Here is a 12,570-nt window from a genome sequence, read left to right on the forward strand (position 1 = left end):
TATCACTTTAAAATTAAAAGCTTAGCTATCGCGTTTGCGGCTAAACCAAGGAACGTCTACTTCATACTGCTCGACTTTGTTTTCTACGCCGAGGGTTAAAGCAAACAGCGCCATACGAATAAGTACGCCATTTTGTACTTGGCGGAATATTGCTAGATTGTCGTTAGCATTTAAGTCGTTATCAAGTTCGTTTGCCTCTAAACGGCTATCGCGAGGAAGCGGGTGCATTAACACCGAGTTCGGTTTGCAATGGGAATTGTAAATAGACTGGCTAATTCTAAATCCACCACGGTATTTATTAGCTTCCTCTTGAGACGGAAAACGCTCTTCTTGGATACGTGTTTGATAAACAATATCGGCCGCTAAGTTACCTTCCATTTTATCAACCAGTTCAATTTTATGTCCTGCATTTTCAACGACAGATAAAATTGAGTCAGGCATTTGCAAGCCATTAGGGGCAACCATTGAAAAGCGAATGTTTTTGTAATGACATAGTAGCTTTGATAGCGAGTGAACGGTTCGGCCATATTTTAAATCGCCGACTAGCGCAATGTGCATACCATCAATATTTTGATCGAAGCGGTTAAGCTCTCGCTCAATAGTTAATAAATCAAGCAGCGCTTGAGTAGGGTGCTCATTGGGTCCATCGCCACCATTTATTACTGGTACGCTGCAACCTGTTGCAAATTCAGCTACCGAGCCTGAGTCTGGATGGCGCATTGCAACCGCATCAGCATAGGCTGAAATAACACGTGCGGTATCATATAGAGACTCGCCCTTAGCAAGCGCAGAGCTTTGCATACCGGTGGTTTCACGAACCAGTCCACCGAGTAAGTTAAACGCAGTACCAAAACTAACACGAGTACGCGTACTAGGTTCAAAAAATAGATTCGCTAAAATAGCGCCTTCAAGCACATTGGTACGCTTTTGTTTTTTTGCGTATGGCTCCATTTTTTTTGCTACAGCAAATATGCGTTCAATACAGTCTCGATCGAGTTGATTAACAGAGAGTATATTTTCACCTTGGAAACTGAACATGGGGTTATTCCTAGTTATTCAAAAAGGCGCGATAATCCATAAAGGAGCACGCAATCGCGCGTATTATACAAACTTAGTTTGCGACTTGGCAGTGTAATTTATAATCCTGTATTTAAAAGCTTGGCTTAATAATGGCTAAAGCAACTATAACGAGTAACGCTAAAACAGGTAGCTCGTTGAAAATTCGGTAAAACCGATCGCTTTTTGTATTTCTATCGTGTTTAAAATCAGCTAATAATTTGAAACAGTAGCCATGATAAATATATAAAATGATTACCAGCACTAGTTTATAATGCAGCCACATACTGTAACGAAACCATTCGCGGCCGTATTCAACAATAGTTAATACGCCAAACACTGCGGTAAGCACAGCAAAGGGGGTAACAAAATAAAGCAGCCGACGTTCCATTACTTTTAGCATTGAGTTACACGATTTTTCTTCACTCATAGCGTGATAAACAAAAAGTCGAGGTAGGTAAAAAATACCGGCAAACCAAGCAATCATAAAAAATACGTGCAAGGTTTTGTAAATTAATAATGCGCTCATACTGTTCTCATTATTGTTAAAGTAAACTGTTACGTATGGTTAGAATATGATGGATTTGATCCCACCGTAGTAATCCCATAATTTGTTGATTATCTAATAAGTTATACACATAAAGTGCACCACTGCGTTTATCATTTAAAATTTCAAAGGCATCTGCAAGAGTGGCTTGGCTGCTGATACCTTGTAAGCTAATGTACTTTATATTGACCGCCTGATCAGACATTAAACTCAAGTCATATTCAGCTAGGCGATAACCATTTTCTTCATCAAATACAATTAATGGTGTTTGGCTGTCCATGGCATCTAGACTGTTTTTTATTTGCTCTTTATCATCGGAGTAGAGCAGTTTAAAGTCTTCATCCATATCATCCATCACCCCTACTTTTTGTAGGGCTTCAGTGGCGGGAGATACGTGGTAAGGTAATCCCTGAAAGTCTAATTGCTGTAAAAATATAGAGCGGTTACCAAATACCTGCAAAGCTGTAACGTAGGCGGTGGTAATGACGATCATCGCCGGTACAATAATTTCCGGTGAAGAGGTCAGCTCCATCACGGTAGTTAGTGCCGCTAAGGGAGAGTGCAATGTGGCAGCTAGTAAGCCTGCCATGCCAAGCACCCCATAAGTACCGGCTATGTCAGTTCCTGGGCTAATAAACTGGGCAAAAAATGCCATTAAAGTGCCGGTTAAAACGCCAAGTCCAATAACCGGACCAATTAACCCACCAGGAATACCTAAGCCAATAGCAAACAAGGTGGCTAATAACTTAGCAATTAAAATAGTGGTAAGTAGTTGCATGTTTTCAGGTGACTCTACAGCAATGGTTATCGCACTCATCCCTGAGCCCATAGCTTGTGGAACTGCATAGGCAATTAAGCTGGCAATACACCCTGCAATTATTAAACGAGGAAACATACTTAGTGGTTTAAAGGTTTTAATAATCAGCATTAAATTTTGATTAAAAGCATAAGCCACCGCGCCCAGCCCCATGCCGCACAAAATTAAATAGGGGTAATGCCACCCACTTAAGGGGGCAATGCTTATTAGCGCAAGTTCTGAGCCTTCACCAAATACAAATTGAGTGGCTAATGCACCGGTAACGGCTGCGAGCATTATCGGCACAAAAATATGCACTTTGTATTCTCTGAGCACCACTTCCATTACAAAAATAACCGCAGCAAGCGGGGTATTGAACGACGCAGCAATTCCCGCAGCAACGCCACATCCACTGAGGGTACGCATAGCGTTGTGAGGTAAGTGTAATTTATTTGCTAATATGCTCGCCCCGGCAGCCCCCATGTGAACTGATGGGCCTTCGCGGCCAACAGAGAAACCGCTGATCAGCGCCAGTGCACCACCAACAAACTGATTAACCGTGTTATACAGTGGCATTTGCCCGTAATGGCGCTTAATTCTGTGTATTACAAAAGGAATACCTAAGCGGTAATGTTTAAAGCCAGTGAAAGCCGCAAATGTAGCTATTAATAACGCTGCAACTAAAGGCATTAATACCCGTTCTAAAGTGGGAAGGGTGGTAAAATCGTCAGGGGTTTCTAGAAATAAACTTTGAAAAAATAAAATGGTTAAACGAAACAGTATAATAAAAAATGCAGCAATTAATCCGGCACTTACGCCTAATAAGCATAATTGTACGGATGTTTTTGGTTTTGCTAATCGACGTCTCAGTCGCTCAAGCCACATGCTTTATTTCCCCGTAGCATTTTTAGGCGTCAAGTTTATCAAAATAGTCTAGGGAAGTCCTTGAGATTTTTAACAACAGATTAATTTAAATTTAATTTAATCTGCACCTATTCACAGAGTGAGCTAAACAAGCCATGTTATCATTGGGGCGTGGAAGCATGGATTAACTATACTTGATTAAAATACTCAGGTATTAGATAATCTCGCGCATTAGTATTAAGGTATTGAGGGTTATAAGATGTCTGAAGAATTACCCATTAAGTTTAGCGACGCAGCCGCTGTGCGTGTTAAACAGTTAATCGACGAAGAAGAAAACCCAGATCTAAAACTGCGTGTTTATGTCACAGGCGGTGGGTGTTCAGGTTTTCAATACGGCTTTACTTTTGATGAAAAAGCGAATCCTGGCGATTTAGAAATTGTTAAAAATGGGGTTACCTTAGTCATTGACCCTATGAGTATCCAGTATTTAGTTGATGGCGAAGTTGACTACACCGAAGGATTAGAGGGGGCACGCTTTTTTGTCTCTAACCCTAATGCCACAACAACGTGTGGCTGTGGTGCTAGTTTTAGCGTATAAAAATATCGTTATCCAAAAAAACCGCTTAATCAGCGGTTTTTTTATGTGCTTAAAAAATCATAACTCAGTTGGGCTGTACTCTGTTATTTGCATCATTAACACAAAAAAGCCAAGCACAAACGCAGAGAAAGCTAAAATATAGATAAAGCCTTTTTTACCCTGCTTTAATGGAATAGCATAATGGCGTAAAAAAAAGTACCAACCTAAGCACAAAATAATAGGTAGTAAAAAGAGTAGTCTAAACATGATTTGATCTCTATAAGCTAGGGTCAATAGACCTTAATAATAAACAGCTTATATTTAAATGAAACAAAAAAGTTATAAAATATTTAACCTTATTCAGACTTAGTAAATATTTGTTGTTAAACTTTAATCGTAGAATTACCAATTAATCATTCAGATCAACGGTGAATGGTATATAATGTATCCAAGAATGAAACGGGCAAGGTTTCATTTTTCACAATAATAAAGAGTTAGTACATATTTGAGTGTTTTTGTTGATTGAATTGTAAGCGTTTACACTGCGCCTTAGTTAGTGGCAGTGAGTTTATAGTGTTGATCACAATGAGCACTTGGTAATATGTACAGTTAAACAACGAGTAGGAGTTGTATATGATGGGTAAAACCGTATCTTCGGAAGAAAATGCAAAGTTAACAAAGTGGCTTAAAACTAAGCGCCATGAAAAAGGCTACACAATGCGCAGCCTAGCGCAAATTTTGGGTACGCCACATTCTTTTATTGGCAAAATTGAAAATCAAGAGCGTCGCTTAGATGTGATTGAGTTTGTTCGCTACTGTAATGCATTAGAAGTCGACCCGTATGAAGCATTAAGCTTAATTAAAGCTGACTAACGCTGTTAGGCTGTAATCGTAAAGTTAAATCTAACGTCTACAGCCAATACTAATGCAGGGATGCATTAGGTGTTACCTACTATGATAATTTTGCTCTAATGCATATAGTTTGTGCCTAATTAGATATAAAAATATTAATGAAGGTAAAACCATAAGTGCTGTTAAAACAAAAAATAATGACCAATTCCCCATTAGCCAATCATCGATAACTACGCCACTATAACTCGATAATAACGTACGTCCTAAATTGCCCAATGATGCTAATAGCGCATAATGGGTGGCGCTAAATGCTCTGTCACACAGCATAGATATAAAAGCAACCATCGCCACTAAAGACCAAGCTTGGGTAAAACCATCAACTACAATCGCCATTGCATATAAGTGTTCTTGTGGCCCTGCTAAGGCAATCCAAGAAAACATTAAGTTAGATGCAGCCATGGCTACGCCACTAATAAATAAGCCTTTTACTATGCCATATTTGTGGTTAAAAATACTGCCCAAAAAGGCAAATACAATGGTGATTAAACCCGTGCCCAGCTTGGAGTAATTTGCTATTTGGGTATTACTAAAGCCCACTTCTTTATAAAATACAATCGACATTCGTGCTAAAAATGCTTCACCAATTTTAAATAAGAAAATAAATGCCAGCAGTGCTAAAGCGGTTTTAACCCCATTTTTAGCAAAAAAGGTTTTAAATGGGTCAACCACGGTGACACCCAGCCATGCGAGTATTTTCGTTAGTGGTGTTTGTTTGCTTGCCGCAAGCTTTTCAAGGTAAACACGTTCTAGCTCGGCATGAACGGCTTCGCGGTTTGATTTTGGTTCTTTAGCCCAAAACACACAGCTAATTAATAACAGCATAATCGCTGATAAAAAATAATAGACCTGTGGCCAGTCTATGTTTGGCATATCTGCCATGTAAAAGGGCACAGCCCCTAATAAAGCATAACCTGTCCACCAACCCGATGTAGCCATTGCGGCGGCTGCGGTGGCTTTGTGAGATTCATTTTCACTAAGAGTGTCTATTCGAAAAGCATCTATAGCAATATCTTGCGTTGCAGAGGCTATGGCGATCAGCAAGCAAAGTGCGGCGGCAATCGCTAGGTTTGCTTTTAGATCAAGCCCTGCAAGTAGTAACGTGCCAAGTAAAATAAAGCTTTGGCAAAACAGGATCCAACTACGACGCTGACCAAGCCAGTTGTACAAAAAGGGCAGTTTAGTGCGATCTATTAAAGGCGACCATAAAAAATTGATACTATAGGCACCAAACACAATGCCAAATAAGCCTATCATGCTGCGACTCAAACCTTCATCTTTAAGCCAAGCCGACATTACCGAGCCAATTAACACCCACGGAAAACCACTGCTCATTCCAAATATAAAAACATTAATTAAACGTTTATCTTTAAAATAAGAAAAGTATTCGCGAACAGAAAGTGTGCTATTCATAGGGGCTCATTGGCTCATAGAAAGAGCAGCCAAAGCTGCTCTGATAAAAAGTTATAAAGGGACTTGCTCAAGCACCTTGATATTTAATATAACAACCGGTTTTTCAGGGACAAAGTTGTAGCCAATTTTGTCATTAAAACCCGTTTTTACAGCCATGATTTTATCGAGCGTCTCATAACCTTCCATAACACTGCCAAACACTGCAAATCCCCAATCTCGCCCTGGATTTAAATGGTCATTGTCATCCATGTTAAAAAAGAACTGACGCGTTCCTGAGTGTGGTTCTCGATCTTGATAGGCCATAGCAATGCTATACATATCGTTAGTTAAGCCGTTACCGCTTTCATTAAAAATAGGGTCGTTTTCATGCAGGCCATCGTAATCTTTATCATAACCACCGCCTTGAATTACAAAATCACGATCATTTTCTACATCGCGTTCTACACGATGAAACACACTGCCTTGATAGCTTTTATCAGACACGTAAGTCAAAAAGTTATTAACCGTAATAGGGGCTCTTGAGCGGTCTAGCTCAACCACAATACTGCCCAACGATGTCACAATTTCTACTCGAGGGAAAATATTATCTTTTTGCACAAAGCGGCCTTCTTGAGCCGCTAAACTATTTACGCTAAAAAATAAGCTTACGCAGATTAAAAAAAGTTGCTTCATTATTAACCTTCTAAAAATGCAATTAATTCAGGGTCAGATACAATGCGGGTAATTAACTGCTCAGTCAACTTATTGAGCTGACCTTCAATTTTTGCCCTATCATGACCAAGTGGTCCAGATAAATTAGCATTACCGCTATAACGCTTACTGAAATTACTGGTAGGGCGAATCACTCGTACTTCAAATTCAATCTTGGCATCACTGGTATGGCTCATTAGCTTTTCTGTAACCACAGCTTGCAGTGCGTGAATATCTAACTCAAAACGCAATTGCGCTAAATTAGAAATGCTAGCGCCATTGCGACTAAGCGCACTGTCTAATGCACTTTTAACTGACTCAGTAATACCCGTGCTGGCAATGGTTTTTGTTTTGCTTGATTCAATAAGCTTTAAGGTTGCACTGTCACCACGTAAATCAATCACGCTGGTGTTTAAGCTGTTATTGATTGAGCTTATTTGTCCACTTTTATAAACAGGATTGAGGATCAGTTGGTTAGGCTGGCTCGCACATCCCGAAAAAACCACTAAAGTACAACAGCTCAATAATATCTTTATGAGTTTCATTTATAACGTCCCACTATTTTTAGTTGCGCTGAGTACCACAAACTTTTTATTAGAGCCCAATAAAGTACAGTTACCAAACATACGGTTTAGTTTGTCGTGGTAATCTAAATGACGATTACCAATAATACGCAGCTCGCCACCTTCCTTTAATGTGTCTTTTGCTTGCTTGAACATTTGCCACGCGATGTGGTCGGTAACCGCTTGTGCTTGGTGAAATGGCGGATTACACAATACAATATCGGCACTTTCACGTTCAAAGTCAGTTAAACAATCATTCTCTATAAAAGTACATTGTTCAAACTTGTCTTCCATGTTTAATTCAATGTTGAGTCGAGCTGATTCAACCGCCATATACGACTCATCAACAAAGCTAATATGAGCATTAGGACAGCGCGCTAATGTCATTAAGCCAACCACGCCATTACCACAGCCTAAATCAATAATATTTTTTGCTTTATTTGTTTGCGGCAAGTAATTGAAAAAGAAACGTGCGCCAATATCAAGTGAATCACGCGAAAACACATTGGCATGATTACTTATTGTAAAATCAGTGCCTTCAAGTGGCCAGCTGACTGGGAAATCTGCGCCTTTATAACCGCCAGCAGCTTGGCTAATAATTAAACGTGATTTTTTTACTGCAAGACTTGTTTTCGTCTCACCAATAAAGTTTTCAAATGCTTTAATAGTAGAGTTATGCACGTCTTTAGTTTTTGCAGCACCAATAACTGGCGTATCTGGCGCGAGCACCTCGCTTAATTCAGATAGCTGATATTGTAAAAAAGCCAACGTGCGTGGTACTTTTACCAACACTAGGTCTAATTGCTCAGGCAGAGCCGATAAACTATCAAGCTGGCTAAACGCCGTCGTCGCGATTTTGTTTTCCGCTAAGTTATAAGCAGCCGCCTGATGGCTAATATATGAGTCGTTTACTGAACAAACTGTTAATTGTTGCTTGCTAAAGTAACAGCTAAGTGCACCAAAGCTGTCGTTTAAGATCAGTAACGAGCGACAATCAGGGTAGTGTTCATTAACATAGTCAATAAGGTATTCGTCTGCTGAATCCCACGCTTGTAAGCTGCGGTTTTTTTGATCCAAAGGAAAGCGTTCAAGAGTAAAAGTGTTATCGCCGAGCGTAGCTTGCGTAGTCATAATAGTTTAATGATCGGTAATCAAATGATAGGTAAATTCTAACATGCAACCGCCAAACGCCAACCCCCAACTGTTACCAAATGGCTTTTCTTATCAAAGTAAGGTACTTAGCGCACAAAAAAGCCTCGATTTATTTTATTATTTGCAGCAAAACCTAAATTGGCAACAGCCAAACATTACAGTGTTTGGTAAAACGGGGCCAATACCTAGGCTACAATGTTTTATCAGCGAAGAAAATCTTGAGTACGGTTATTCTGGGCATAAACTCGACTTAGAGCCTTGGCCAGACGTATTACTTGCCATGCGAACACGTTTAGAAAATCACCTACAGCAACCATTTAACTCAATTTTGGTTAATTATTATCGGGATGGCCACGATTGTATGGGTTGGCATAGCGATGACGAGGCTGAGCTAGGGCCTGAGCCTACCATAGCGTGTGTGTCGCTTGGTGCAGAACGGTTATTTAAACTTAAACACAAAGTAAGCAACAGCATTACTAACATTAAATTACAAAGTGGTAGTTGTTTAATAATGAGCGGACAGAGCCAACAAAATTACCAGCATGCGCTACCAAAACAAACAACACTTAAACACCCGCGGATAAGTTTAACGTTTCGCTATATTAATAATAGTTTCAGTTAAATAGCATTAGCCATGGTGTAGCCGCAGTTGTTATAGTAACCATATAACTGAATTTTGAGGGTGGTTTTTATGTCAATGCAACAACAAATACGTGACAAGCTAGCAAATGCTATTGCGTGTAAGCATTTAAATGTTATTAACGAAAGCCATATGCACAGTGCGGGGACTGAATCTCACTTTAAAGTGATTGTAGTCAGTGAAGAATTCGCTGGTAAGCGATTATTGCAGCGTCATCGTGAAATTAATGAAATTTTAAAAGATGAGCTGGCAAATCATATTCATGCGCTTGCTATGCACACTTACACTCCTGAGGAATTTACAGAGCACGACGGCGAAGCGCCGCAGTCACCTAATTGCATGGGCGGCTCAAAAGTTGGATAACAGGTAATAGTGGATTGGTTTGAGCAGTGAGTAACTGATCAGATCAGTTTTTTTTGTTTTAGCCTTTAAACTAGCGCTAATTTTTATTGTAAAAGATATAGGATGATCAATGGTCATTAAGCCTAAAATTCGCGGATTTATCTGCACCAATGCACACCCAGTTGGCTGTGCAGAGCATGTTCAAGAACAAATTAATTATGTTAAGCAGCAAGGAGCATTAAAAAATGCGCCTAAAAATGTATTAGTTATTGGTGCGTCTACAGGTTATGGCCTTGCATCTCGCATTACCGCTGCATTTGGTGGTGGCGCTAAAACATTGGGTGTGTTCTTTGAAAAAGAAGGCACTGAACGTAAAACAGGCTCTGCGGGTTGGTACAACACGGCGGCATTTCAAGCAGCCGCTGAAGCTGAAGGCTTATGGTCTAAAAATATTAATGGTGATGCGTTTTCTAACGAAATCAAACAAAAAACAATCGACACCATTAAAGCCGAATTAGGTAAAGTTGACTGTATTATTTACAGCTTAGCATCACCTCGTCGTACTGATCCAAATACAGGGGAAGTGTTTTCTTCAACACTTAAGCCAATTGGTAATGCGGTAACGACTAAAAACTTAAATACGTCAAAGCGTGAAATTGATGAAGTAACTGTTGAAGCAGCAAACCAAGACGATATCGACAACACCATTAAAGTAATGGGTGGCGAAGACTGGGAAATGTGGATTGACGCCCTTAAAGACGCTGATGTACTAGCAGATAACTTTAAAACAACGGCTTACACATACATTGGTAAAGAACTAACTTGGCCAATATATGGACATGCAACCATAGGTAAGGCAAAAGAAGATCTAGACCGTGCCACTGCAGCTATTAAAGCCGCTACCCAAGATTTAAATGGCGAAGCTTACGTTTCTTCACTTAATGCGGTTGTTACCCAAGCAAGCTCGGCAATCCCAATAATGCCGCTTTACATTTCGGCACTATTTAAAGTGATGAAGGCTGATGGCACTTACGAGGGCACAATTGAGCAAATTCATGCGTTATTTAATGAAAACCTATACGGTGATTCACCACGTTTTGATGAGGGCGGACATTTATTCCAAAACTACAAAGAGCTGGAAGATGACGTTCAAGCACGTGTTCAAACTATTTGGGATAGTGTAGACACAAGTTCAATTGATGAGTTAACGGATTACGTGGGCTACCATAATGAGTTTTTACGCCTGTTTGGTTTTGGCATTGATACGGTTGATTATGAGCAAGATGTTAATCCTGTTGCGCCAATTGCAAATATGATTGATTAATCTGTCGCTAGTAATCCAATTTTGAAAAAGTCGCCTAGTGCGACTTTTTTGTTTTTTAGCCTTGATTTGAAAAAAATTTTGCTATTTGTTGGTTTATTTACCACTTTGGTCTAGCTTGTATTTTATTAATTATGAATTACAAAACTAAATAAACGTTTCTCTCGTATAATTTTCATAAATACACTCGCATAGTCAGTCACAATAATGTTAAAATCAAAGCAATATGTGAGGAGTTTTACTGCGCTGCTTGTTTGGTATCTATAGCGAGTCATTTTATAGCTTGCAATAATACAAATAGCGGCGTGGTTGGTACGATTTTTCAGTTTCTTTCCGTTAATGTAGTGCAAGTGCGTATGATCAATATAAAAAAAGGTCTGGATTTACCCTTAGAGGGCGCACCTCAGCAAGTTATTCATGATGGTTCTGCCGTCAAACGTGTAGCTGTGCTAGGTGAAGAGTTTATCGGTATGCGTCCAACCATGCATGTTCGTGTGGATGACCAAGTCAAAAAAGGCCAGGTACTTTTTGAAGATAAAAAGAACCCAGGCGTATTATTTACTGCACCAGCTTCTGGTACAGTAAAAGAAATTAATCGCGGTGCTAAACGTGTTCTGCAATCTGTTGTTATTGAAGTAAACGGCAGTGAGCAAATCACCTTTGGTTCTTTCTCGGAAACTGAGCTTAACAGCTTAGACCGTGAAAAAGCTAAAGAAGTACTAGTTCAATCGGGTCAATGGACAGCACTTCGTGCTCGCCCATTTAGTAAAATAGCGGCGTTGGATGCAAATCCTAGCTCTATTTTTGTGACAGCTATCGATACCAATCCACTTGCTGCAGATCCTGCAGTAGTTATTGCTGAAAATGCGAAAGCGTTTGAAGCAGGTTTGGCTGTTGTGTCACGTTTAACCGATGGCAAAGTATTTGTTTGTAAGCAAGCAGGCAGTCAAGTTCCTAGTTCACCTATTGCTCAAGTAGAAGTACATGAGTTTGGTGGCGTGCACCCAGCTGGCCTTGTTGGCACACATATCCATCACCTTGACCCAGTATCTGCTAGTAAGCAAGTTTGGCACATTGGTTACCAAGACGTTATTGCGTATGGTCACCTTTTCCTTACTGGTGAAATTTACACAGACCGTGTGATTTCGCTTGCAGGTCCGCGTGTTAAGAATCCTCGTTTAGTGAAAACACAATTAGGTGCTTCATTAGATGACTTAGTAGCAGGTGAATTAGAAGACGGTGATAACCGTGTTATTTCTGGTTCTGTACTTGCAGGTGCTACGTCGTCTGGTGTTCATGCATTCTTAGGCCGTTACCACGTTCAAGTATCTGTATTACTTGAAGGTCGCGAAAAAGAATTGTTTGGCTGGATTGCACCAGGTAGTGATAAATTCTCTGTAACGCGTACATTCTTGTCTCACCTTACACCGAGTCGTTTATTTAAAATGACAACGTCTACGGGCGGTTCAAAACGTGCCATGGTTCCACTTGGAAGCTATGAGCGTGTTATGCCACTTGATATTTTGCCAACGCTTTTATTACGTGACTTATTGTCTCGTGATTTAGACAGTGCAATTTCATTAGGTGCGCTTGAATTAGATGAAGAAGATTTAGCGTTATGCACCTTCGTTTGTCCTGGCAAATACGAGTACGGCGCTGCCCTACGCGATTGCTTAACTACGATCGAGAAGGAAGGCTAA

Annotated in this window: 14 protein-coding genes; 6 read left to right on the forward strand and 8 right to left on the reverse strand. The window is 40.0% G+C overall.

Translation table 11 applies throughout. From position 1 onward, the window contains the following. Positions 1-21: 21 nt before the first annotated feature. The 3 genes from MTF66_RS16775 to MTF66_RS16785 all read right to left on the reverse strand — a co-directional run bounded on the left by MTF66_RS16775 (position 22) and on the right by MTF66_RS16785 (position 3,284). Positions 22-1,038 (reverse strand): aspartate carbamoyltransferase, encoded by a 1,017-nt coding sequence (locus tag MTF66_RS16775; RefSeq protein ID WP_054202016.1) that lies wholly within the window; start codon positions 1,036-1,038, stop codon positions 22-24. A 112-nt stretch (positions 1,039-1,150) separates the two neighbouring features. Further along, positions 1,151-1,585 (reverse strand): CopD family protein, encoded by a 435-nt coding sequence (locus tag MTF66_RS16780; protein ID WP_010391077.1) that lies wholly within the window; start codon positions 1,583-1,585, stop codon positions 1,151-1,153. Positions 1,586-1,601: 16 nt separating this feature from the next. Then, positions 1,602-3,284 (reverse strand): chloride channel protein, encoded by a 1,683-nt coding sequence (locus tag MTF66_RS16785; protein WP_010391078.1) that lies wholly within the window; start codon positions 3,282-3,284, stop codon positions 1,602-1,604. 238 nt (positions 3,285-3,522) lie between these two features. Between MTF66_RS16785 and erpA the strand changes: the two genes are divergently transcribed. Further along, positions 3,523-3,861 (forward strand): iron-sulfur cluster insertion protein ErpA, encoded by a 339-nt coding sequence (erpA, locus tag MTF66_RS16790; protein ID WP_002958911.1) that lies wholly within the window; start codon positions 3,523-3,525, stop codon positions 3,859-3,861. A 57-nt stretch (positions 3,862-3,918) separates the two neighbouring features. Here erpA and MTF66_RS16795 read toward each other — a convergent pair whose 3' ends face one another. After that, a complete protein-coding gene (locus MTF66_RS16795; protein ID WP_010391080.1) occupies positions 3,919-4,107 on the reverse strand; it encodes a hypothetical protein in 189 nt (62 codons plus the stop codon). 366 nt (positions 4,108-4,473) lie between these two features. Between MTF66_RS16795 and MTF66_RS16800 the strand changes: the two genes are divergently transcribed. Beyond that, complete coding sequence (locus MTF66_RS16800; protein ID WP_008111877.1) at positions 4,474-4,713, forward strand: helix-turn-helix domain-containing protein; 240 nt, start codon at positions 4,474-4,476, stop codon at positions 4,711-4,713. 72 nt (positions 4,714-4,785) lie between these two features. Here the strand turns inward: MTF66_RS16800 and MTF66_RS16805 are convergent, their stop codons facing one another. Genes MTF66_RS16805 through MTF66_RS16820 form a run of 4 tightly spaced genes read right to left on the reverse strand, consistent with a single transcriptional unit; the run spans position 4,786 to position 8,546 of the window. Beyond that, a complete protein-coding gene (locus MTF66_RS16805; protein WP_138620811.1) occupies positions 4,786-6,162 on the reverse strand; it encodes an MFS transporter in 1,377 nt (458 codons plus the stop codon). Between the two features lie 51 nt (positions 6,163-6,213). Beyond that, complete coding sequence (locus MTF66_RS16810; RefSeq protein WP_008111880.1) at positions 6,214-6,834, reverse strand: peptidylprolyl isomerase; 621 nt, start codon at positions 6,832-6,834, stop codon at positions 6,214-6,216. Positions 6,835-6,836: 2 nt separating this feature from the next. Continuing rightward, positions 6,837-7,397: a YajG family lipoprotein gene (locus MTF66_RS16815; RefSeq protein WP_138620813.1), complete on the reverse strand. Its 561-nt coding sequence runs from the start codon at positions 7,395-7,397 to the stop codon at positions 6,837-6,839. Beyond that, positions 7,398-8,546, reverse strand: a complete 1,149-nt coding sequence (locus tag MTF66_RS16820) for a methyltransferase (RefSeq protein ID WP_138620815.1) — start codon at positions 8,544-8,546, stop codon at positions 7,398-7,400. A gap of 43 nt (positions 8,547-8,589) precedes the next feature. Here MTF66_RS16820 and MTF66_RS16825 point away from each other — a divergent pair, with 43 nt between their 5' ends. The 4 genes from MTF66_RS16825 (at position 8,590) to MTF66_RS16840 (ending at position 12,570) form a co-directional block, all read left to right on the forward strand. Continuing rightward, positions 8,590-9,189 carry an alpha-ketoglutarate-dependent dioxygenase AlkB gene (locus MTF66_RS16825; RefSeq protein WP_138620817.1) on the forward strand — a complete coding sequence of 200 codons (600 nt, stop codon included), beginning with the start codon at positions 8,590-8,592 and terminating at the stop codon, positions 9,187-9,189. Between the two features lie 69 nt (positions 9,190-9,258). Then, complete coding sequence (locus MTF66_RS16830) at positions 9,259-9,570, forward strand: BolA family transcriptional regulator (RefSeq protein WP_010391086.1); 312 nt, start codon at positions 9,259-9,261, stop codon at positions 9,568-9,570. A 109-nt stretch (positions 9,571-9,679) separates the two neighbouring features. After that, positions 9,680-10,873 (forward strand): enoyl-ACP reductase FabV, encoded by a 1,194-nt coding sequence (fabV, locus tag MTF66_RS16835; protein ID WP_010391087.1) that lies wholly within the window; start codon positions 9,680-9,682, stop codon positions 10,871-10,873. A gap of 353 nt (positions 10,874-11,226) precedes the next feature. Then, the gene (locus tag MTF66_RS16840) at positions 11,227-12,570 is read left to right on the forward strand and encodes a Na(+)-translocating NADH-quinone reductase subunit A (RefSeq protein ID WP_054202028.1); all 1,344 of its coding nucleotides are present in this window, start codon (positions 11,227-11,229) and stop codon (positions 12,568-12,570) included.

Source organism: Pseudoalteromonas sp. 2CM39R (assembly GCF_023161845.1).